The organism is Chitinophaga sp. CF118 (genome assembly GCF_900112615.1).
Lineage (GTDB): Bacteria > Bacteroidota > Bacteroidia > Chitinophagales > Chitinophagaceae > Chitinophaga.
In genome coordinates this window covers 144258-165094 of record NZ_FOMK01000014.1, presented here as the reverse complement: position 1 = coordinate 165094, position 20837 = coordinate 144258, and the positions used below count along the sequence as shown (strand labels likewise).

At 42.5% G+C, this 20837-nt stretch carries 23 protein-coding genes; 10 read left to right on the top strand and 13 right to left on the bottom strand.

The annotated features are described in order from the left end of the window. Positions 1 to 24: 24 nt before the first annotated feature. The 4 genes from BM176_RS32645 to BM176_RS30625 all read right to left on the bottom strand — a co-directional run bounded on the left by BM176_RS32645 (position 25) and on the right by BM176_RS30625 (position 3965). Positions 25 to 957 (bottom strand): GNAT family N-acetyltransferase, encoded by a 933-nt coding sequence (locus tag BM176_RS32645; RefSeq protein WP_177230601.1) that lies wholly within the window; start codon positions 955 to 957, stop codon positions 25 to 27. 43 nt (positions 958 to 1000) lie between these two features. Next, positions 1001 to 1903, bottom strand: coding sequence for an EamA family transporter (locus BM176_RS30635; protein WP_090108219.1), 903 nt, complete (start codon positions 1901 to 1903; stop codon positions 1001 to 1003). Between the two features lie 71 nt (positions 1904 to 1974). Continuing rightward, on the bottom strand, positions 1975 to 3372 hold the full coding sequence (locus BM176_RS30630) for a pyridoxal phosphate-dependent decarboxylase family protein (RefSeq protein ID WP_090108218.1): 1398 nt from the start codon (positions 3370 to 3372) through the stop codon (positions 1975 to 1977). 104 nt (positions 3373 to 3476) lie between these two features. Next, positions 3477 to 3965: a methylated-DNA--[protein]-cysteine S-methyltransferase gene (locus BM176_RS30625; protein WP_177230600.1), complete on the bottom strand. Its 489-nt coding sequence runs from the start codon at positions 3963 to 3965 to the stop codon at positions 3477 to 3479. 66 nt (positions 3966 to 4031) lie between these two features. Here BM176_RS30625 and BM176_RS30620 point away from each other — a divergent pair, with 66 nt between their 5' ends. Continuing rightward, positions 4032 to 5459, top strand: a complete 1428-nt coding sequence (locus tag BM176_RS30620) for an aminotransferase-like domain-containing protein (RefSeq protein ID WP_090108217.1) — start codon at positions 4032 to 4034, stop codon at positions 5457 to 5459. A gap of 11 nt (positions 5460 to 5470) precedes the next feature. On the opposite strand, the gene BM176_RS30615 is transcribed toward BM176_RS30620, so the two are convergent. From BM176_RS30615 to BM176_RS30580, 8 genes are all read right to left on the bottom strand, one after another. Continuing rightward, positions 5471 to 6586 (bottom strand): ABC transporter permease, encoded by a 1116-nt coding sequence (locus tag BM176_RS30615; protein ID WP_090108216.1) that lies wholly within the window; start codon positions 6584 to 6586, stop codon positions 5471 to 5473. Continuing rightward, positions 6583 to 7677 carry an ABC transporter permease gene (locus tag BM176_RS30610; protein ID WP_090108215.1) on the bottom strand — a complete coding sequence of 365 codons (1095 nt, stop codon included), beginning with the start codon at positions 7675 to 7677 and terminating at the stop codon, positions 6583 to 6585. The genes BM176_RS30615 and BM176_RS30610 overlap by 4 nt, the downstream gene beginning before the upstream one ends. An 11-nt stretch (positions 7678 to 7688) precedes the next feature. After that, positions 7689 to 8432, bottom strand: a complete 744-nt coding sequence (locus BM176_RS30605; RefSeq protein WP_090108214.1) for an ABC transporter ATP-binding protein — start codon at positions 8430 to 8432, stop codon at positions 7689 to 7691. 24 nt (positions 8433 to 8456) lie between these two features. After that, positions 8457 to 9374 carry an ABC transporter ATP-binding protein gene (locus BM176_RS30600; RefSeq protein WP_090108213.1) on the bottom strand — a complete coding sequence of 306 codons (918 nt, stop codon included), beginning with the start codon at positions 9372 to 9374 and terminating at the stop codon, positions 8457 to 8459. Next, the gene (locus tag BM176_RS30595; protein ID WP_090108212.1) at positions 9355 to 10275 is read right to left on the bottom strand and encodes an HlyD family secretion protein; all 921 of its coding nucleotides are present in this window, start codon (positions 10273 to 10275) and stop codon (positions 9355 to 9357) included. The genes BM176_RS30600 and BM176_RS30595 overlap by 20 nt, the downstream gene beginning before the upstream one ends. Before the next feature lie 6 nt (positions 10276 to 10281). Then, positions 10282 to 11508, bottom strand: a complete 1227-nt coding sequence (locus BM176_RS30590; RefSeq protein WP_090108211.1) for a TolC family protein — start codon at positions 11506 to 11508, stop codon at positions 10282 to 10284. A gap of 50 nt (positions 11509 to 11558) precedes the next feature. Continuing rightward, positions 11559 to 12167, bottom strand: a complete 609-nt coding sequence (locus tag BM176_RS30585; protein ID WP_090108210.1) for a TetR/AcrR family transcriptional regulator — start codon at positions 12165 to 12167, stop codon at positions 11559 to 11561. Between the two features lie 205 nt (positions 12168 to 12372). Beyond that, the gene (locus tag BM176_RS30580) at positions 12373 to 12642 is read right to left on the bottom strand and encodes an ArsR/SmtB family transcription factor (RefSeq protein WP_090108209.1); all 270 of its coding nucleotides are present in this window, start codon (positions 12640 to 12642) and stop codon (positions 12373 to 12375) included. Positions 12643 to 12725: 83 nt separating this feature from the next. Here BM176_RS30580 and BM176_RS30575 point away from each other — a divergent pair, with 83 nt between their 5' ends. Beyond that, entirely contained in the window at positions 12726 to 14174 is a 1449-nt protein-coding gene (locus tag BM176_RS30575; protein ID WP_090108208.1) for an aminotransferase-like domain-containing protein, read from the top strand. A gap of 46 nt (positions 14175 to 14220) precedes the next feature. Here BM176_RS30575 and BM176_RS30570 read toward each other — a convergent pair whose 3' ends face one another. After that, positions 14221 to 14832 (bottom strand): MarR family winged helix-turn-helix transcriptional regulator, encoded by a 612-nt coding sequence (locus tag BM176_RS30570; protein ID WP_090108207.1) that lies wholly within the window; start codon positions 14830 to 14832, stop codon positions 14221 to 14223. Between the two features lie 268 nt (positions 14833 to 15100). On the opposite strand from BM176_RS30570, the gene BM176_RS30565 reads away from it, so the two are divergent. The 8 genes from BM176_RS30565 (at position 15101) to BM176_RS30530 (ending at position 20797) form a co-directional block, all read left to right on the top strand. Then, positions 15101 to 15613 (top strand): hypothetical protein, encoded by a 513-nt coding sequence (locus BM176_RS30565; protein ID WP_090108206.1) that lies wholly within the window; start codon positions 15101 to 15103, stop codon positions 15611 to 15613. Continuing rightward, a complete protein-coding gene (locus BM176_RS30560; RefSeq protein WP_090108205.1) occupies positions 15610 to 16275 on the top strand; it encodes a hypothetical protein in 666 nt (221 codons plus the stop codon). The genes BM176_RS30565 and BM176_RS30560 overlap by 4 nt, the downstream gene beginning before the upstream one ends. Before the next feature lie 35 nt (positions 16276 to 16310). Beyond that, complete coding sequence (locus BM176_RS30555; RefSeq protein ID WP_090108204.1) at positions 16311 to 17051, top strand: sensor histidine kinase; 741 nt, start codon at positions 16311 to 16313, stop codon at positions 17049 to 17051. 60 nt (positions 17052 to 17111) lie between these two features. After that, a complete protein-coding gene (locus tag BM176_RS30550) occupies positions 17112 to 17777 on the top strand; it encodes a response regulator transcription factor (protein WP_090108203.1) in 666 nt (221 codons plus the stop codon). Between the two features lie 59 nt (positions 17778 to 17836). Further along, complete coding sequence (locus BM176_RS30545; protein WP_090108202.1) at positions 17837 to 18418, top strand: histidine phosphatase family protein; 582 nt, start codon at positions 17837 to 17839, stop codon at positions 18416 to 18418. A 78-nt stretch (positions 18419 to 18496) separates the two neighbouring features. After that, positions 18497 to 18883, top strand: a complete 387-nt coding sequence (locus BM176_RS30540) for a MerC domain-containing protein (protein WP_177230599.1) — start codon at positions 18497 to 18499, stop codon at positions 18881 to 18883. Positions 18884 to 18968: 85 nt separating this feature from the next. Next, complete coding sequence (locus BM176_RS30535) at positions 18969 to 19859, top strand: NAD-dependent epimerase/dehydratase family protein (RefSeq protein WP_218162314.1); 891 nt, start codon at positions 18969 to 18971, stop codon at positions 19857 to 19859. After that, complete coding sequence (locus tag BM176_RS30530) at positions 19856 to 20797, top strand: AraC family transcriptional regulator (RefSeq protein ID WP_090108200.1); 942 nt, start codon at positions 19856 to 19858, stop codon at positions 20795 to 20797. Before BM176_RS30535 ends, BM176_RS30530 begins: the two co-directional genes overlap by 4 nt. Positions 20798 to 20837: the final 40 nt, after the last annotated feature.

Below are 20837 nucleotides of genomic sequence, written 5' to 3'. Positions count from 1 at the left end.
TACCTTTGTTCATCATACCTAAATCTAAATCGTATCTTCTATAATATCTTGTATTTGCTTTAAGTGATGCTTTAAATGCGCGACATAGTCGGTCACCAGGAACAATAATGTTACCGGTTCCCGTTGACCTATACTACACTGATGTTGAAGCGCTATTGCTGGTATAGTTCGAATAGTTAGCATCAGGTGTTGATTAAACCCTGCCCACAAATTTATTAAATCCTGCCAGCCACTATGCTGCCATGCTTGTCCCTTAACCCAAAAATTCTGATCGTATGTAGGTATTTCCTGCAAAGATATTTGTTGTATTCTTATAAAACGAGTGTTATTATTAATTCCTGAATCAATCAGATGCCCAATTATCTCTTTAGGACTCCATTTTCCACGGGTAGAACGCTCTGCTGCAACGGCTTCTGGTATTTTCTGCAGTACCGGAAAAATTTCTGTTACAATCTTTAATAATTCATCGGCAATGGCATAATGAACGTTCTGCTCATCGCGCAATAACTCCATTTTTATCGTGCTCCGCAGATATCTGTCGGGTTCAAGAGGTATTTCCCGGAAGCCTAACCGCTGATACATATTGATCGCAGGCACCAGCTTGGTATTGGAATACAGGATAACTTTCTTAAATCCCATTTCCCATGCCAGCTTGATAATATGTTCTGCCAGTTTCCAACCTATCTTGTTTCCCTGATAAGCCTCATCAACTGCCATCTTGGACATCTCCACAGTTTCATCGTCTATCTTTTTCAGAGCTACGGTACCGGCTATATCAGATCCTACCGCTGCAAAAATGATCGTTCCTCCGGTATTAACAATATACTGGTCTGCTTTTTCCAGTACTTCCACGTCTACTGGCTCCAGTATAAAATATTTTCTTATCCAGTGCTTGTTAAGCCTTTCAAAATCCGGCAGGTAAGCCGGTGAATAAGGCAGGATTTCTACAGCTTTCATATCTGCTTGTTTCTATGAATATCAAGGTTTACAAGAATAGTTTTCATGCCTGCTGCTTGCTTCTGCTTACAGCATATTTCACAATATATACCCCTCCTAATGTAACCAGGCAGGAAATACAGGTAATCCAGTTCAGATGTTCTTTCAGAATTACCCATCCCAGTAATACTGCCACTATCGGATTAATATAGGCATATACCGAGGCCAGGGATGGCGGGAGATTATTCAGCACAAATACATAAGCCGAATATCCCAGGATAGATCCTATAAAGATCAGATACAACATGCTGCCCCATAATTCCAAACTTGTACCTGCGGTGGGGAATGGCTTTCCCATGATCATAGCGGTGATTACCATTACAATCCCACTGAATAACATCTGGAATCCGGCGCCATACAGGAAGTTAATCTTCAAAGCCCAACGGGTGGTGAGCACAGAACCCAGTCCCCAACTGATACAAGCTATCAACGTAAGGATGATGCCTAATCTGAAATCAGGATTCATCAAACTTGGCAGATAATCATAAAAGATCCCCCCTACGCCCAGGAAGCCTATCAGCATACCTGCGAGCAACAGTATGGATAAACGGTTGCGCTCTACCAGGAAATAACCAAAGATGGTGATCCAGATCGGTACCGTAGCTACGATGATAGCACATAATCCGCTGGGTATATATTGCATGGCCCAGGTGATCAATCCGTTACTTAAACATAACATCATCACACCTATCATGAATAAACGCGACAAGATAGTTTTATCGGGCAACTTATATCCCTTCAGTAAAAAGAATGCTGTTAATAAGATCCCTGCGCTTGTTTGCCGCAATCCTGCCAGCATCAAACCGTGTATATGCCTTACTCCTATCCTGGAAGCCAGGTAGGTAGTACCCCAAAAAATACTTACCACCACTAATGCGATGTAAGCGTTTGTGTTGGACTTTTTCATATCTTATATCTATTATAAACCTACTACTACAAATCTTATTTCGTATCAAATTTTGTATAACCGGCCAGATACTATACCTTCTCACACTCCATACTATTATAAACGGATTGCATTTCTTCCCAGGCTATTTCCACATCCTGCTCCGTTGTACGCCAGTTTACCAATGCGGCACGAATGCCTGGTACTCCCTGATAAACGGTGGAGGTCATGAATACTATGCCTCTGGCAGATAATGCTGCTAAGAATTCATCTACTGCCGATGGATCTTTTGTGGTGAAACAAACACCACATAATCTTACCGGTGCCAGTAAACGGAAATTGTCGCTTTTATCGATGAGATCCCCCAATTGCTTGCTGAGTCGGATATTATTACCGATGATGTCTGCATATCCATCAGCACCATACGCGACCAGCGAAGACCATGCTGGAAGTGCACGCAAACGGCGGGAGTTTTCCGGGGTGTAATGACTGAACTTGAAATCTTTTGCAGGATCGCCGAGATAAGCAGCTCCTGCATTCTTGAATGATTCCAGTTGTAAAGAAGGATGCCGGGTAAAGATCATGGCGGCATCGTAAGGAACGTTTAGCCATTTATGTGCGTCGACAGTAATACTGTCTGCCCACTCCCAGCCCTTTAATAAATGACGGTAGTCCGGATGACATGCAGCAAAGGCTCCAAAGGCTGCATCTACATGCAGATAGAATCCATATTGCTTTTTCAGTGCAACAATTGCTTCGAGATTATCATAGTCTACCGTATTGACGGTCCCTGCACTGGCAACAAAAATGACAGGCTCACCTTTATGTTCCTCAAGATAATTTTTCAGTGCCTCAATATCTACTGATTCACGATCCGGCAATGCGGGCAGCTGCACAAGTGCATTTCGTCCGAATCCCAGCATGGCCATTGATTTCACAGTACTTGAATGCGGAACGCATGATAAGATCTTTGCGGAAGATAATGCTCCCATCCCTTCCTGCGCTACATCCACGCCCAGTTGCACTCCCAGCCACTGCCTTGCGATAGCCAGTCCGGAGAAGTTAGACATTGTAGCGCCTGAAGTAAAGCATCCGAAAAAAGTATCGGGCAATCCCAGTAATTGCCGGAGCATGGTCAGCGCATCTATTTCTACCTGGTAGGCAGGGCCATCTTTATCCGCAGCATTCATATCTAATACACTTGTAAGCCAGTCGCCCGCCAATGCCGCAGTCGTAGTACCCCCTGTTACAAAGCCCCAGTAGCGGGCTCCCGCATTCCCCGCCAGATGTGTTTCAAAACGTTCCCTGAACTTTGTGAATGCATTATCTGCACCCAGTCCGTGTTCAGGCAGATTAAAACCGGCATAGGAACTTTGCTCTCTTCTTACGGGCAATGTATCAATACCTGATAAGAAGGATGCACTAAAATCTTTTACACGTTGCAGCAAATCATCTGTTTGTGTAAGGTCGCGTTGAAGTAAGCTATTCATATGAGGTCTCTTTTTGGCTGTAAATTCAAGACCTCAAAATTGGAACAAATAGTGGAGATAAAACAGATTCAGTTTTGTTATTTTCGACCAGATCAGATTATGTGTTAAAACAACAGATTACTTCCATATTTCTTTTTCATCTCATGGTCCAGCAACCATTTCTTTCTCCATAAACCACCTCCAAATCCTACCAGGGAACCATTACTTCCAATCACCCGGTGACAAGGCACCACAATGACCAATTGGTTCTTTCCATTAGTAGTGCCCACGGCCCTTATACTCTTGGGATTATTGATCCTTTTGGCCAGTTGCAGATAAGAAATAGTGTGCCCGTAAGGAATGGCAATCAGTTGTTGCCACACTGATTGCTGGAATGGTGTACCCTGTTGTTCAATGGGGAAAGTGAAGGTTTCCAGGGTACCGGCAAAGTAGGCTTCCAGCTCTGCAATACATAACCGGAATACTTCCGGAAGCGTAACGGGTTCAGTAACAATACCTTCTTTAAAAGTAATTTCATTGATGGTTGTATCATTACCCCGGATGGTTAAGGGGCCAACAGGAGAAGGCATAATATGCGTGTATATTTCCATCATACAACTAAATTACAAAAACAGATTCATTTTCTGTACTTTTGACCAGATCAGATCATTTTTAATATTATGCTCAAAACTGCAGAACACCTTTATCTTCAGATAGCTGATAAGCTGGAACAGCTGATTGCCAAAGATGTATTAAAGACTGGCGACAAACTACCTTCCGTACGCACCATGAGTGAAGAACAGGGTGTGAGCATGAGCACCGCCTTCCAGGCATATTACCACCTGGAAGGAAAAGGACTGATCGAATCAAGACCCAAATCAGGTTACTACGTGATCTATTGTGCACGAAGATTACCTGAGATGCCAAAGAAATGTGAGGCTGCTAAAAAACCGGCAGAAGTGACCGTACATGAAATGATCTCCCGCCTGTGCCTGCATTCTACTAATAATGATTTGCTGAAATTCTCTTCCGCCATTCCTCTGGCTAATATGTTGCCTACGGCCAAACTCTCAAAAGCAATGATCCAGGCCATGCGGAGCACCGATGCAACAGGCTTAGGCTATGAACATGTACAGGGAAATGAACACCTCCGCAGGCAGATAGCAAGAATGTCTATTCTGTGGGGTGGCGCAATTAGTGAAGAAGATGTGATCACCACATCCGGTTGTATAGATGCATTAAACCTTTGCCTGTCCGCCGTTACACAACCTGGAGATACTATCGCTATTGAAAGTCCGGCTTATTTTGGTTCCCTTCAACTGGCAGAAAGCCTGGGCTTAAAAGTCCTGGAAATACCCACCCACCCCGTTACCGGCGTGGACCTGGAATACCTGGATAAAGCCATTCCCCGCTTTAAAGTAAAAGCCTGTCTGTTCGTGACTAACTTCAATAATCCACTGGGAGCATGCATGCCCGACACACATAAACAGGAACTGGTACGGCTACTCGAGAAACACGATATTCCATTGATAGAAGATGATATCTATGGCGATATGTATTTTGGGAAAGAACGACCGGCAGTATGCAAAACCTTTGATAAAAACGGACTGGTGCTGTTATGTAATTCCTTTTCCAAATCACTGGCTCCGGGATTCCGTGTTGGCTGGACTCTTCCCGGCCGCTATAAAGAAAAGGTACTGCAATTGAAACGAATCCGCTCCATTTCCTGCGCATCTCTTCCGGGGGCTGCTATTGCATATTTTCTGGAAAATGACCGGTATGAACATCATCTTCGTAATACTCGTAAAACATTACATACACAATACATGCGCCATTTGCAGGCCGTAACAGATTACTTCCCGGAAGATATCTGTGTTACCCGTCCACAGGGAGGTTATGTGTTATGGATAGAACTCAATAAACAGATCAATACCTTTGAACTCTATGATCAGGCATTAAAGCAGAAGATCTCTTTTGCCCCAGGTCGTATCTTCTCTCTGCAGGAAAGATATGGTAATTGTATGCGGATAAGTTATGGCAACCCCTGGAGCAAACAGGTGGAAGACGGACTGAAAACACTGGGCCGGATGATTAAAAAAATGAGTTGAGTCCGGCTTCACTAAGCCGTTTTCCTGTAGTTTAATATGGCCCAGCCATTCAGGACTACTGCAAAACCAGCTACTTTCAGCAATGACAAACTGATATCGCTGAACCGGCTGCCTTTTAAAACTATCATTCTCATCACATCTATAAAATAGGTAACTGGTGTCATCCTTGCAATCACTTTTGCCCAGGAAGGCATATTATCTACCGAAATAAATAATCCACTCATGAGCATGAATATCATGATAAAGAAAAAGGCCACAAACATTGCCTGTAGCTGCGTATCACTATAAGTAGAGATCAACAGACCGAAACCTAACAGCGCCACTAAATATACTGCCAGGAAAGCATATAACAGGAACAGGTTACCCACGGGAATAATACCATACACAAGGCGGCCAATCAGCAATCCCAGTGTAAAGTCGATCATACCTATCATCCAGAAAGGAATCAGCTTGCCCAAAATAAACTCCCATTTCTTCACAGGTGTTACATTGATCTGTTCTATTGTACCTACTTCTTTTTCTTTTACAATATTCAGTGAAGCAATAAAACCGCATACCATCGTCACCAGTAATACTAATATTCCCGGCACCATATACAGTTGGTAATTCATGTGAGGGTTGAACCAGTTGGAAGAACGGAGCTCAATACCTGTATTTAACTTTTGCTGCGACAGCAGCTTTAAACGGATCTCACTATTAAAATCTGCAATGATCGTGTTCAGGTAATTGCTGCCTAAACCTGCTTTAGTCCCGTTAATAGCATCGGCCGCAATGTAGACAGGCTGCATTCCTTCTTTAATCAGGCGTTCTTCAAATTTATCAGGAAACTCCAGGATGAGATCTGCTTTCTCACTCTCAATCTCTTCATGTACTGCACTGGGAAAAGAATAGTTGTAAGATACGATCCGGAAATAACCGGAAGAAGCTATTTTAGCCACCAACTGTTTTGAGTAGGGAGAATAATCATGATCTACGATTGCAAGATTAATATTTTTGATATCGAAATTAGCCGCCAGTGGCATAATCAGCAACTGGATCAACGGCATAATAAAAATCACAGGCAGTAATCCTTTATCCCTGAAAATCTGCTTAAACTCTTTCTCCAATAGAAATTTCAATGTTCTCATGACAGACGGGTTTTAAAAGTTTTTATGCTGATAGTCAGCAGTACAATGGTCATTCCTGCTAATATTAATGTTTGTTTCCACACGGCACCAAATCCAAGTCCTTTTAACATCACCGCTTTCACAATGAAATAAAACCACCTGGAAGGAATAAGATTCGATATCAGCTGCAATGGTAAGGGCATATTCTCCAAAGGGAAGATAAAGCCTGTAAACAGGATCGTAGGCAACATCATCCCCATCATTGACATCAGCATAGCTATTTGCTGGGATCTGGCCACAGAAGAAATTAAAAGACCCAAAGAAAGGCAACTGATAATAAACAGCGTACTTTCCATAAACAGTAAGACTAAACTCCCCCTTACCGGCATATCCAGTAAAAAAACACTAAGCAACAAAATGATGATGAAATCCAATAACGATAATACCAGGTAGGGCACTGCCTTTGCCAGTACTACATAAGTAGGGTTGAATGGAGATACTAACAGGATTTCCATTGTCCCGTTTTCCTTTTCCCTTACAATGGATACGGAGGTTAATGTGGTGCATATGATCATCAATACCAGAGCTATCACACCCGGTACAAAATTCATAGAACCGTTCAACGCCGGATTGTAAAGCATTCTTAAAACAGGCTGAATCTGGTAAGGAATCGTTACCATTGGTTGAATGGACTGCTGATAATCATTGATAATGGCGGTCAGATAATTAGTCAGTGTCTTCGCAGTATTAGGATCTGACGCATCCGCCACGATCTGGATCTGAGCTGTATTTCCATGCAGCAGGTCATTTCCAAAACCGGGAGGGAATACTACAGCACAGCGGATCTCCCCTTTTCTGAAAGCAGCACCCATATCATCCCCTTCTACAATACTGAAGTAAGTACTGGCTCTGATTTTCGCAATAAGCTGTTCAGAATTCACATCCTTTGCATTATCAATCACAATGATCTTTGCATTCTTAATTTCAGTAGTGAGAGCATAACCGAACAACAGAATCTGCATCACTGGTAATCCAAAAAGGATCAGCAATGTTCTCCTATCTCTGAATACGTGATAGAATTCTTTCCGGACAAATACCATGAACTGTTTCATAATTGTCTTTTTTAATCGGCTGTTCGTTTAGCTCCTCTCGCCAGTGCATAAAACACTTCGTCCATCGTTTCTGCAGAATATTTCTTCTTCAGATTCGCGGGTGTATCCAGTGCATCTATCCTTCCATCTACCATAATAGAAATCCTGTTACAGTATTCCGCTTCATCCATATAATGTGTAGTGACAAAAATGGTGATTCCACTATCAGCAGCATCATAGATCAAATCCCAGAACTGCCTGCGGGTAACAGGGTCTACACCTCCAGTAGGCTCATCGAGGAAAACGATTTTTGGCTGATGAATGATAGCCACTGAAAATGCCAGCTTCTGCTTCCAGCCCAACGGCAGATCGCCCACCATTTTCTTAGACTCATTTCCCATGTTTAATTTCGCGATCAGCTCATCTCCTTTTTCCTTCAGCTCCTGATTCGTTAAACCATAAATACCACCATAAAAACGGATATTCTCTCTTACAGTCAGGCTCTCATACAACGAGAACTTCTGACTCATATAACCAATATTCTTTTTGATAGATTCCTGCTGGGTAAATACATTAAAACCTGCTACAGCAGCTTCTCCCGAAGTGGGATATGATAAGCCGCAAAGCATCCGCATGGCAGTCGTTTTACCTGCACCGTTAGCGCCAAGAAAACCAAATATCTCACCACTGCTTACATCGAAAGAGATATTATCTACAGCAACAAAATCACCAAAACGTTTTGTGAGATCCTTACAGATGATCGCCTTTTCATTCATGATTTGTAATAATTTAATAAGGGGTTAACTGGCTCCTCCTGTTTGTAGCAACCTTATAAAACAATCTTCAATACCCGGTGTGATTTCTTTCAATACCACGTCCGTATATCCCTTCTCTTTCACATATGCCAGCAATTCAGTTTCACCGGAAACGCCGGAAATATGCAGGTATTCGCCGAAAGCATAACAACTTCCATACGCACGCAGGTCTTTTAACAACTGGTGCATCTTTGCCGACTTGATTGCATATAGCTTATCCGGGTAAGCTGCTTTGATAGCAGCAGGTGTATCGATAGACAAAATACTACCACTCTGTATTAATGCGATTCTTTCACATAGATCCGCTTCGTCCATATAAGGCGTAGATACCACAATCGTGATGCCTTGTTCTTTCAATCGCTGCAGCATATTCCAGAACTCTTTACGGGATACCGCATCCACGCCAGTGGTAGGTTCATCGAGAAACAGTACTTCCGGGCGATGAATAAGGGCGCAGCATAGTGCCAGTTTCTGTTTCATTCCACCGGATAATTTACCTGCCCTTCTTGTTTTAAAAGGCGCTATCTGCTCATAGATATCTTTAATGAGTCCATAATTCGCACTCACGGTTGTACCAAATAAGGTAGCAAAGAAATTCAGATTCTCTTCTATGGTCAGATCCTGGTACAGGGAGAACTTACCCGGCATATAACCTACACAACGCCTGATCTCTTTATAGTCTTTCACTACATCAAGACCGTTCACGGTGGCCGTTCCTGAATCCGCCAGCAGTAAGGTGGTTAAGATCCGGAATAAAGTAGATTTACCTGCACCATCGGGGCCTATCAGTCCGAAGAGTTCTCCTTTCTTTACAGATAAAGAGATCTCCGTTACAGCAGGTAATTTGTTGTAAGTTTTTGTGATATTATTAAGTATGACTGCGTCAGAATTTTGTTGTGGCATACATCCCTATTTTAAGATAGCCATCATTCGGTACTCTTATTTTAATCGCATATACCAGGTTGGCCCGTTCTTCTTTCGTCTGAATTGTTTTAGGTGTGAACTCCGACTTATCCGAGATCTGCGAGATCACTCCTTTATATGTTTTGTTCTCCACGTCGGACATAACCTGTACCGGCTGTCCGATTTTTATCTGTGGCAATTGCGCACCGGTTACATATGCTTTCAGCAACAGCGTATCCAGGTTAGCTATTTTATACAATGGCTTACCAATAGCTGCCATTTCTCCTTCCAGAGCGTAGCGGGCAAGTACGGTACCAGCAATGGGGTTCACGACTACACCTTTCCTGATCTGGTCATCAAATTGTGCAATTGATTTTTCAAGTGGTGTTTTCTCGCTCAGCACACCACGGTTCTGGGTAGCCACGTTTGTGGCATTTACGGTCAGTTGTTGCCGGGTCACGTTCATCTGTTGTTGCAACTGATCTATCTGTGCATTGAGATCATCCAGTTGTTTCGGCGTAGCGGCATCTGCTTTCACAAGATTTTCCGTCCGCTGTTTTTCATGTAGTAGTTGTTTCAGCTGTGCCTCCTGAACGACCAGTTGTTTCTGTATCAAAACCAGCTGAGGCTGAACATTTGTAGTCTTTTCACTGAGTGCTGTGATAGATGCTTTTACCTGTTCTTTTTGCAGAGAGATGCCTGTCACATCGATCTGTCCGACTACCGCACCTTTATGCAGACTGTCGCCTTCTTTCACAGTAAAGGAAAGCAGTTGTCCGTTTTGCTGTGCAGAAACGATTACTTCATCGGCTTCAAAGTAGCCAGCAGCATCTCCTTCATCCTTTTTACCAGAGCAGGAAGCAAGGAGTAGTACGATAGATAATATTTGAAAGTGTTTCATATGCGATTAATTACCAGAAGTGTTTTTACTGTTATATTGTACCTGCAACAGCTGGATCTCGTGCAGGGCAAGGTTTTGACGGGCAAGGTTCTCTGCATTTACCTGGCTGATATAATCGTGGGAGGTGATTACACCATTCTCTAACTGGGCCACAGCCGCATTCTTTACCGATGTACGTAAGTTGATAATCTGCCGGTCCTGCGTTATCATATCATCATATTGTTGTGCATCTATTTGTTGCCGTGTTAATGTTAAACGGGTATTAAAGAGGAAGGTTTCCTGTTGTACATCTACCTCCTGCCGGTTGATGCGCAGCAGTTGCCGGTTGTTCCTGAGAGTGTACAGGCTGTTCAGCGCCCAACTGAAACGGATACCACCTATACCATAAAAGCCGAAGCTGTTATCAATAATGTTGAAAGTAGGGCGACCATATCCTCCCTGTGCAAAGGCAGTTATTTTAGGGAGATAATTGACCCGCAATTGTTTTTCCCTGATCCCGAATGTTTGCTTTTGCTGATTATATAGTTGCAGCTCCGGTCGTTTAATCTCTACGGCAACTGGTATAGCAGAAGGTTTTACCAGTTCTGTCACCGGCTGGTTAATGAACAGTGCCAACATCTGCATATAGCCTTTCCTGGTAGTTACCAGTTGAGTGCGCAATTGCTCTGTATTTAACAGTTCTGCCTTCAGTTCATCTAGACTACTTCTCAATGCCGTACCATTATCCACAGCCCCCTGCATTTTATGGATACCACTTTCGATATCTGTTTTGCGCAGATCGTTCTGTTGCAATTGTTCATTTGTCAGCAGGATACCAAAGAATAACTGGCTCACCCGTTCTCTCACAGCATACATGTTTACATCCAGTTGTTGTTGCTGGGTAGCGGTATTGGCTTTTTCCAGTTCTTTCTGGTATTTGATAGTACCCCCATCGTAGATGGTCTGGGTTATCTCTGCCTGTACTTTGTACTGGTCTTTACTTAATTCAGGAAGCCCAGGCAGTGGGAAGTGGACTACATCCGATTGATAAGTAGCTTGTCCGGAAAAGGTAAGCTGCGGCAAATAACCTTTGGCAGCATTTTCAACAGAATAAGCACCGGATTTGCTGATCAGTGATAATTGTTTGATCAGCGGATAGTTTTGTGCAGACAGCTGATAACACTTATCCAGTGTAAGCGGCTGTGCCATTACCTGCGTACTTAAAAGCAGGAATATCCAGATGGGATATTTCATATTCTAACTATTTAATTTAACCACTTGGTTAATAACAAGACAAAAAAATATTACACTTTTATCCAGGCAAAAATGACTTCTGTAACGACCTTTTTCCTATCCTCCATCACCATATTATATTGTACGTTATCCAATTGTAAAATACCCTGTGCGATAGGGCGGCCAATAAAAGGGAATACGCATAAGGATACTATATTAAGGAATAATTGCACAGGGCTTACTTCCCTGATCGTGCCTTGCTTACCCGCATCTACAATATCTTTCATGAATTGCAGTACATTCGGAAAATGCTGTTGTGATTTCAATCGCTGTACAAACATTTCCGGTTGCTGATTGATCTCATTCAGCACAAACATTGGTAGATAGGGGGCTTCCATGATACCGTCTATATAATTATCAATGATGGCAGGGATCTTTTCCAGTAAAGGCATTTGCTGATTGAGGACCATCCCCAGCCGGCCTATTACCTTACCTATTGCTTCATTGAATACAATCTCAAACAATTTGTCCTTACTACGGTAATAATAGTGAAGCATAGCCTTGTTGATGCCTGCCTCATCTGCAATGTCCTGCATACGGGCGCCTGCCAGTCCACGCGTTATGAATATCTTTTTGGCCGCTTCAATGATCAGCTCCTCAGTATTTCTATCTTGTGCCATTTAAACTAATTGATTTAACCATTTGGTTAATACAAAAGTAAAAGAAGATATTAAGACTTCAAAATTAAAAATATTGATTGATGATCAACATTTGCAGGAAGATTCATGTTTTATTGACAGTCAGATGATTAGGGGATTCAGTTCAACCTTTTGAAGAATATAAGGAGTTTATGTACTGATTATTGAATCAGCCTGATAGTATTTTTCAACTCAACCTTTCGAAGAATATAGAAAGGAGTTTCATCATCTCCCTATTAATTGTTAATTGTACTGTACGGCCTGTTTTATCATAGATCAGTACACCGCTGTCTACCAGGATCTTTATATGATGGGAAACGGTAGGTTGGGATAAGCCTGTTAACTCAGTAATTGCACAACATTGAATAGCAGATTGTTGTGCAGCAGCCAGCAATATAGATAACCGGTGCTTATCCGCTATAGCATTAGCCGCTTTTTCTAACATTACTGCATCCATCGGGTAAAAATATTGAAAAATCTCAATAAAACACAACCGGAAGATTCATTTCTACGTATATACATGATACTTGTCAGCCAACAATGAAGAGTTTAAGGCATGCGCACTTGCAGCTGTCGTTTAACAGCAGAGAGCCAATTTACCAGCAGATCAAAACATACATTGTCAGTGAAATACAACGGGGAAGACTACTTCCCGGGGTGTTGTTACCTGGTACACGCATTTTAGCGAAGCAGCTGAAAGTGAACCGGAATACGATCATTATGGTTTATGAACAGCTTACGGCACAAGGCTGGCTCACTTCTCAATATAAAAGTGGTACCCGGATAAGTGATACCATGCCCGCAGGACGGCAGCCAGATAAACCGGTCCATATCGACATTCCCTTTAACAATTTTACGTTTCCGGTTACCCAACCTTATTCCAAAGGTGATTATGAAATAGCTTTTGATGATGGTCAGCCGGATTTAAAGCTAACACCTCTGCTAACAGAGATCACCAAAGAGTGCAAACGTTTGTTGCAACGACGTACCAATAAACAACTCCTTCAATATAATAGTGAACGCGGCAATGAGAAACTACTGCTGGAAATCAACGGTATACTGAATAATGATCGCGGACTGGCCATGACACCACCCAATATCTGTATCACTTATGGTCACCAGTTATCCATTTACCTCACCGCCCGGACCTTAATAAAACCTGGTGATCATATAGCAGTGGAGCATCCTGGTTATCAACCTGCCTGGCATACTTTTACCATGGCAGGGGCACAATTACACCAGGTGGCTACAGACGGGGAAGGTATTAATATTGAGCAACTGGAAAGCCTCTGTAAAAAACAACAACTAAAGGCGGTCTATGTTACCCCTCATCATCAGTACCCTACTACGGTTCCCCTCTCTGCTACTCGTCGTAAACAGTTGCTGGCACTAAGTGAGACCTACCATTTCATGATCATCGAAGATGATTATGACCATGAATATTATTTCACAAAAGATCATATCCTGCCGGTGGCGGGAATACAGCAGTCAGGTAATGTCATTTATATTGGCACACTCAGTAATAAGATTCCGCTCAGTTTTGTTTGTGGTCCGGTGGCCTTTATTCAATCACTGGCTGCTTCTCATATGATGATCTATCAACAGGAAAATCCTGTATTGGAACTAGCGGTGACCAACCTGATGAAAAGCGGAGAACTCAGGAAACACCAGCATTATACACGTACGGTTTACCAGAAGAAAATGGAAGTGGCCGCCGGCATTATCAGTACGGAGTTTACAGGGGTTGCATCTTTTACCAAACCGTTAGGAGGATTAGCCGTATGGCTGGAACTATATACTACCTGCACACCAGATCAGCTGTCGCAGAAATTACAATCGGCCGGGATGAATGTAGTTAGTCCTTACCGCTATTATGATCCATTATATAATGGTCCGCTTGGTTTACGCCTAGGTTATGCCTCAATGGAGGAACCTTTATTAATAAGAGGACTGGAAAAAATGAGTAAGGTACTTCAACAATTGGGATAGTCCATATAGTCTGGCGGGATTCAAGCCCGGAACATGCAGATATTAATCAGGATAAAGTAGAGTGGTAGCTACAGTCCAGTTGTAACTCCGCAGATAACAATGATTTTTTCAGGAACAGGCATTCATGTTGTCTTTTCTTATTCCCGTTATAATGTGCACAGTTAAAGCACATCCTTTGTACACCACCTTTATCGGCAGTCAGTAATCCTGTAATGATCGAATAAACGGAATGGTATAAGTTGTTTTTCTCCTGCTCCGGCTTTTTGTCCAGCAGATCTTTTAGCTGGCCCATATATTCACTTGCCTGTTTCATTAGTTGCATCCCTGTTCCGGTAAGCACCAGGGAATAGCTTCGGCGGTCCCGTTTATCAGCATGCATTTCCAGTAAGCCTTTGGATACAAGAGAACCTACGGCATCACTGATGGTAGGGCGGCTCACCTGCAACTCGGAAGCGATGCTAGCCGCTTTATTTACTACAGGAGGATGATACCCTACAAAAAGCAGAATCTGTAACTGTAAAGGGGTGATACCGAGCATTCTCGCCTGTTCCCACTGCATGGCCTTCAGCATATCACTGAGCCGTTGCAGGGATAAAAGCAGTCTCGCATCGATGTTTGTAAGCAATTGTTCCGGACTAAAGTTGGTATTCCTTTTCATGTAAAAGCGTGTAAAAGTACTACGGCCCCTTTACCCATCGCAGTACCAGATAGTTATTTTTTGTTCACTTTCTGGACTATCCGTGCCGTATGCTCTTTTTTCTTATCTTTAATAATAATCACCCCAGACAGGACACGTACTGTAATTTCAATGAACTGATATCAGGTATTTATACGCTTTTTTTTCAGCAATTCTACCCGGGACCATACCGGCTATATGAACTAGTTTGCACATTCATTCATTAAAACATAAACCACAATCATTATTTATGAACCAGAATTCTATTCGTAATATCCTCCTCCCCATCATCCTGGTTTTGGTCTTTTCTCAGTGTACCCCTCCCCAAGGTGATTTTAAAATTCCTTTTGATGCGGTGAAAGCCAGCAGACATGTAATTTCAATGGAAGAAGCTGAAAGTCTGAAAAATGGTTTCCAGGATGCAAAAAAAGAGTTGTACGCCAGGATTCCCGGCAAATACCTGGACAGCGCTTTTAACCTCCCTGATGCAGAACTGTTCAACAGGGATGCTCTTGCCGCACTTCTGAATGCAAAAGGTGCCAAAAATCTGCGTATTTACCTGGGCAGGGACGAAAAAGGCCAGGTGCGCTTTGTATTGCTACCAGTTGATTCTGCCGGCGTAGACATCCAGGTAACCCTCATTCCTGGCAACAGGGCCGTGAGCGTACCCGGTATTTCCAGTGCAACCGCCCAAGGTGGTGCCCAGGCAATGGAAAGTGGTCAAAGGTGCCCTCCTCTCTGTAAAACTGTAGAAACTAAATGAATACAATAGGCGCTTTCCTGGTAAGCCAGACTGTTCTTATTCCATTATTGATAGGGCTGATCCGCTTCAACAGAACTGTTGCCAGCTTTCAGCCCTTTCTTCTACTACTGGCACTGGCTTTTATTTCTGAAACAATCAGTTATATCTGTATCAAAGAACTTGATACAAGTAATGCAGTTCCTTTTAATCTTTACGGACTGGCAGAATCTATGGTGATTCTTTACCAGTTCTATATATGGGGTTTCCTGAAAAGGAAACGTGTTCTGTTCATTGGCCTTGTGGGCGGACTGGCCTCTTTATGGATAACAGAGAACCTGGTATTTAATAAGATAGAAGCTTTCAGTCCGATGTTCCGGGTAGCTTATGCTTTTATAGTGGTGTTGCTCAGTATTAATGAGATTAACTTCATGATTGTCAGGGATAATAAGAACCTGCTGAAAAATTCCCGTTTCCTGGTGTGCCTGGGATTTATCACCTTCTTCATTTACCAGATCATTTATGAAGCCTCTTACTTTGTAGGAACTGATTCTTCCGCTGTACCGTTAAAGATCATTTTTATGTTTAATTATATCAATGGTTTTGTAAATTTGATCTATGCTATAGCCGTTCTCTATATTCCCGTTAAGGAGGAATATTACTTTAACAAACATTTTGATGCATAGCATACCCCGCAGGCCAGGCCTCAAAATGATACCCCATGATCGACAAAATTTTCTTTACGACCGTCTTCATTTCCTTGCTGATTGCCATCATCATTATCTTCTTTGTGGTGTCTATCATTCTTTATCATCGCAGGTATATCCAGCTACAACGGGAACGGATAGTGGCAGAAATCACCATCCTGGAAAATGAACGTAAACGTATGGCAGCAGATCTGCATGATAGCATGGGCCCTCTCCTTTCCACCATCAAACTAAATATCCACAGTATTCATGTAACGGATGAGCATGATCAGCAGATCATTGAAAAGTCGGGCAGATATATTGATGAAGTAATCCGCAGCCTCCGGCAGATCTCTCATAACCTGTTGCCAGCAACCCTGGAGCGCAAAGGTTTAACGGAAGCTCTTCATGAATTTATCAAACAAATATCCGATAAGCAACTACTAAACATTCATTTTCGCACAGCCGGAAAAATTGACATACCGCAGGAAAAAGAGATTCACGTATTCAGAATCATTCAGGAAATAACCCATAATACGCTCAAACACGCAAAAGCTACTCAATTACAGATAGTACTGAGCCGGGAAAACGGTTTTTTCCTGGTGTTGGTAAAAGAAAACGGGATTGGCTTTGATGTAAAAAAGATGAAAATGGAATCTACAGGGCTGGGAATGAAAAGCCTGGCTATACGCACGGATATCCTTAATGGTTCACTGTCCATCGATTCTGTCCCAGGTCAGGGAACCAACTATTTCATTCAAATACCAGCGGGATGACGTATATTTATGGCCATATAATTTATTGAGAGCCACTTCTTACCCCAACATTTAATCTAAATGAATCACGACATCCGATTAGTGATTGCTGATGATCATGAAATTTTCCGTGATGGATTAGCATTGATGCTTTCCAGACAACCAAATATTGTACTGGTAGGTCAGGCTGGAAATGGCCGTGAACTCCTTGAATTATTAGATACTGTGGAAGCAGATGTGATCATGACTGATCTGAAAATGCCATTGATGGATGGAATCACAGCTACACGGGCTTTACTACAAAGAAATGCCAGCAGCAAGATCATTGCGCTGTCTATGTTTGACGAAGAAGAACTGATAGTAGAAATGCTGGAAGCCGGCGCCAAAGGTTACCTGCTTAAAAATGCCGACAAACAGGAGATCATTGAAGCTATCACCTGTGTATATGGCGATAATATCTTCTACTGTAAGCAAACCTCTGCCAGGCTGGCCACCTTGATTTGTAAAAGCCGGTTTAATCCTTCCAGGGAACAACCGCCTTCCTTTACTGAAAGAGAAATAGAGATCATCCGGCTGATATGCCAGCAGTTTACTGCTCAGCAGATAGGCGATAAAATCTTCCTCAGCAAACGTACTGTAGAAGGACACCGTACCCGAATTCTCGAAAAGATGAATGTTAAAAACACTGCCGGCGTCGTTGTATTTGCCCTGAAACATAATATTATTAGCGAAACGGAACTACTTTAGCTATAAATCCTGCCTTCCCCTGCTTATCTTTACTGCGAATCAATCGTTTTAGAGCATTTATGACACGTATTGCCCTTATCCGTCACGGAAGTACCGCATGGAATAAAGAAGGTAGAATGCAGGGAAGCACTGATATTCCTCTTGACGCAGAAGGGATCATGCAGGCTCAAAAGCTGGGTTTACGCCTCTCCGACGAACATTGGGACCTCGTATATTCCAGCCATTTATCCAGAGCCAGGCAAACCGGCGAGATCATAGCCGCACAGCTTGGTATCCCCGACTTCTTCCAGGATGAACGTCTCAGAGAAGTATCCGGCGGACAAACAGAAGGCACTTCCGAAGAAGAAAGGATCGTTAAATGGGGTGCCGACTGGCGACAGCTGGAACTGGGCATGGAAACAGAAATAGCCGTATGCAACCGGGGCCTCGCCTTTATAGATGACCTGCTGGAAGAACATGCCGGAAAACATATCCTCATCGTTAGTCATGGCAGCTTTATCCGTCACCTGTTACGTAAACTGGCCCCTACTCTCACTATCACAGAACATCTCAAAAACACCTCCGTTACCCGCTTCAATATCAAAGACAATCTCTGGGACTGCGAACTATACAACTGCACTAAACACTTGAACGAAGTGTAAGATTGTTTTTGCAACAATAGTTCATTTATATATCTTTGTCGTCCTCCTTTAATGCCGAGGGCGACAAAACTGATAAATATGCGAACCAATATTAACTGGGATGCCATTGGCATCGGAGCATCATTAGCCTGTGCTATACATTGTGTATTACTTCCTGTCATCTTCACTACGGTTACATTATTCGGTATAGAAATATTGGAAAATCCTTACCTGGAAGGGCTTACGCTACTTGTATCCATGAGTGTTGGCGGATGGGCTATCTGGCGGGGATATAAAAAACTTCATCATAAGAAAAATCTCGTTGTTTATTTCTTCATGGGATTAGTGATGATGATGGCAGGCAATTTTGTTTCTTTCAAACCGCTAGAGATGGGACTGAAAATAGTGGGTGCTGTTTTTATTATCACAGCACATGTAAAGAACTGGAAAGCCTGCAAGCATTGTGAGGTGTGTAATCCTGAGTAATCTGTATAAAGTACCATTTTCTCCGAGAAAGTGTCTATAGTTACGTTGCCGTACGGTCGAACTTTGTTCTTCTAAATAAGAACCAATGACAATTAAGAAAGTTTTCCTGACAGGAGCCAATGGTTATATTGGCGGTACTATAGCACACTTATTAGTAAAGAAAGGTTATGAAGTAGCAGGATTGATTCGTAAGCCGGAACTGGCAGCTGCGCTGGAAGCACAGGGAGTAAGAGCAGTAATTGGCTCGATAGATAATGCCACATTATTGAAGAAAGAAGCATTAGCCGCTGATGCAGTGATTCATACTGCCAGTACTGCAGACACCTTCCCTATCGATACTTTTATTGACGCATTAAAAGGTACCGGCAAAACGTTGATCCATACATCAGGTTCCAGTATTTTAGGTAAAAAAGATAAGGGCGAAAAATCTGGCTTTATTCATACGGAAGATTTCCCTTTAGACCCTGTTTTAGAAAGAGTATCCTGGGTGGGTTTAAACAACCATGTGCTCCGGTCTGCCACTGAAGGCATCCGTTCGATCGTGATAGTACCTACGATGATATATGGTGAAGGGTTGGGCCTTCACAAAGAGAGTATTCAAATTCCTTACCTCTGGAAATTATCCAAAGAAAAAGGCATTGGTATTCACATTGAAAAAGGCGAAAGTATCTGGTCTAATGTACATGTTGTGGATACAGCACAGTTATATGTTGATGTATTGGAAAAGGCAACTGCAGGCTCTCTTTTTTATGTTGAGAACGGACAGGCCAGTTTTAAAGAAATAGCACAGGCTATCAGCAAAAAACTGGGAAAAGGGAATACAGCTGCTTCTATTTCTATGGATGAAGCCGTTGCTTACTGGGGACCTGAAATGGCCAACTTCGGACTGGGAGCCAATAGCAGGTGTAGTGCGAATAAAGCCAGGGCTATGGTGGGATGGCAACCAATATATAATTCTATCTTTGAGTATATATGAAATCAGACGGTAAACATATTCCAACATATACTACCGAGAGTTTTAAGGATAAATACTTTGAGGTAGATGCTAGTAATGATACTGCCCGCCGTAGTAGAGTATCACATTTTGAGATTCATCGCAGAGATGATTATCATTTCAAATGCAGGGAAATCATTCCTCCCAACCGGCTGGATTTCTACATGATCAATTTAATTACCGGTGGAGAAGGAATCAAAACTTTCGGTACGCAGGAATACTACCTGAAACCGGGTATGTTATGTTTTGTATCTCCCGGTATGATTACTTCCTGGCAATCGCTTGTAGATAATCATGCTGGATGGTTTTGCATTTTTACTTCGGATTTTCTGCAACAGGATGATTTATCTTCCTATCCATTTTTTAAGATCGGCGGCAATGCCGTCTTACACCTGGACGAAACACAATTACAATATTTCAATAATTATTTCCGGGAGATAGAAGAGGAATTCAATGGTGATAGTCTGCAGCGACAGGATATCATTAAAGCCTTTCTTACCATCATTCTGAAGAAATCACAAGGGATATATGCTTCCCCCTGTATCTACGACAATAGCAATGCAGGGCTACGTCTCACAACTACCTTTACCAAATTGTTCGAAAAAGATTTCGAGACACTTCAGAAGCTTAAAGCTACCACGTTCAGAAGCCTGGGAGAATATGCCAGGCTTCTGAACGTTTCTCAGAATCATCTGAATGATACTGTCAGACTGATTTCCGGCAAAACGCCAGGCACACTTATCCGGGAAAGGATTATTAAAGAGGCCTCGCAGTTGCTGATCCACACACAACTGAGTATAGCGGAGATTTGTTTCTTATTTAATTTTGAAGATCCTTCTTACTTTACCCGTTTCTTTAAACGGTATACTGGAATAACCCCTAAGCAACATCGTGAAAAGGAGAAACAGTTGTTAGTGTGATATATTTTCACTTCGTCATTCGCTACTAATATCCCCTTAA

What these genes read in the sequence shown, in the direction of transcription:
- BM176_RS30560 (WP_090108205.1), top strand. Translation starts at nt 15,610, where the DNA reads ATGAATACAATAGGCGCTTTCCTGGTAAGCCAGACTGTTCTTATTCCA.
- BM176_RS30605 (WP_090108214.1), bottom strand. Translation starts at nt 8,432, where the DNA reads ATGAATGAAAAGGCGATCATCTGTAAGGATCTCACAAAACGTTTTGGT.
- BM176_RS30550 (WP_090108203.1), top strand. Translation starts at nt 17,112, where the DNA reads ATGAATCACGACATCCGATTAGTGATTGCTGATGATCATGAAATTTTC.
- BM176_RS30580 (WP_090108209.1), bottom strand. Translation starts at nt 12,642, where the DNA reads ATGGATGCAGTAATGTTAGAAAAAGCGGCTAATGCTATAGCGGATAAG.
- BM176_RS30600 (WP_090108213.1), bottom strand. Translation starts at nt 9,374, where the DNA reads ATGCCACAACAAAATTCTGACGCAGTCATACTTAATAATATCACAAAA.
- BM176_RS30545 (WP_090108202.1), top strand. Translation starts at nt 17,837, where the DNA reads ATGACACGTATTGCCCTTATCCGTCACGGAAGTACCGCATGGAATAAA.
- BM176_RS30595 (WP_090108212.1), bottom strand. Translation starts at nt 10,275, where the DNA reads ATGAAACACTTTCAAATATTATCTATCGTACTACTCCTTGCTTCCTGC.
- BM176_RS30540 (WP_177230599.1), top strand. Translation starts at nt 18,497, where the DNA reads ATGCGAACCAATATTAACTGGGATGCCATTGGCATCGGAGCATCATTA.
- BM176_RS30590 (WP_090108211.1), bottom strand. Translation starts at nt 11,508, where the DNA reads ATGAAATATCCCATCTGGATATTCCTGCTTTTAAGTACGCAGGTAATG.
- BM176_RS30635 (WP_090108219.1), bottom strand. Translation starts at nt 1,903, where the DNA reads ATGAAAAAGTCCAACACAAACGCTTACATCGCATTAGTGGTGGTAAGT.
- BM176_RS32645 (WP_177230601.1), bottom strand. Translation starts at nt 957, where the DNA reads ATGAAAGCTGTAGAAATCCTGCCTTATTCACCGGCTTACCTGCCGGAT.
- BM176_RS30530 (WP_090108200.1), top strand. Translation starts at nt 19,856, where the DNA reads ATGAAATCAGACGGTAAACATATTCCAACATATACTACCGAGAGTTTT.
- BM176_RS30565 (WP_090108206.1), top strand. Translation starts at nt 15,101, where the DNA reads ATGAACCAGAATTCTATTCGTAATATCCTCCTCCCCATCATCCTGGTT.
- BM176_RS30570 (WP_090108207.1), bottom strand. Translation starts at nt 14,832, where the DNA reads ATGAAAAGGAATACCAACTTTAGTCCGGAACAATTGCTTACAAACATC.
- BM176_RS30610 (WP_090108215.1), bottom strand. Translation starts at nt 7,677, where the DNA reads ATGAAACAGTTCATGGTATTTGTCCGGAAAGAATTCTATCACGTATTC.
- BM176_RS30630 (WP_090108218.1), bottom strand. Translation starts at nt 3,372, where the DNA reads ATGAATAGCTTACTTCAACGCGACCTTACACAAACAGATGATTTGCTG.
- BM176_RS30625 (WP_177230600.1), bottom strand. Translation starts at nt 3,965, where the DNA reads ATGATGGAAATATACACGCATATTATGCCTTCTCCTGTTGGCCCCTTA.
- BM176_RS30535 (WP_218162314.1), top strand. Translation starts at nt 18,969, where the DNA reads ATGACAATTAAGAAAGTTTTCCTGACAGGAGCCAATGGTTATATTGGC.
- BM176_RS30585 (WP_090108210.1), bottom strand. Translation starts at nt 12,167, where the DNA reads ATGGCACAAGATAGAAATACTGAGGAGCTGATCATTGAAGCGGCCAAA.
- BM176_RS30555 (WP_090108204.1), top strand. Translation starts at nt 16,311, where the DNA reads ATGATCGACAAAATTTTCTTTACGACCGTCTTCATTTCCTTGCTGATT.
- BM176_RS30620 (WP_090108217.1), top strand. Translation starts at nt 4,032, where the DNA reads ATGCTCAAAACTGCAGAACACCTTTATCTTCAGATAGCTGATAAGCTG.
- BM176_RS30615 (WP_090108216.1), bottom strand. Translation starts at nt 6,586, where the DNA reads ATGAGAACATTGAAATTTCTATTGGAGAAAGAGTTTAAGCAGATTTTC.
- BM176_RS30575 (WP_090108208.1), top strand. Translation starts at nt 12,726, where the DNA reads ATGAAGAGTTTAAGGCATGCGCACTTGCAGCTGTCGTTTAACAGCAGA.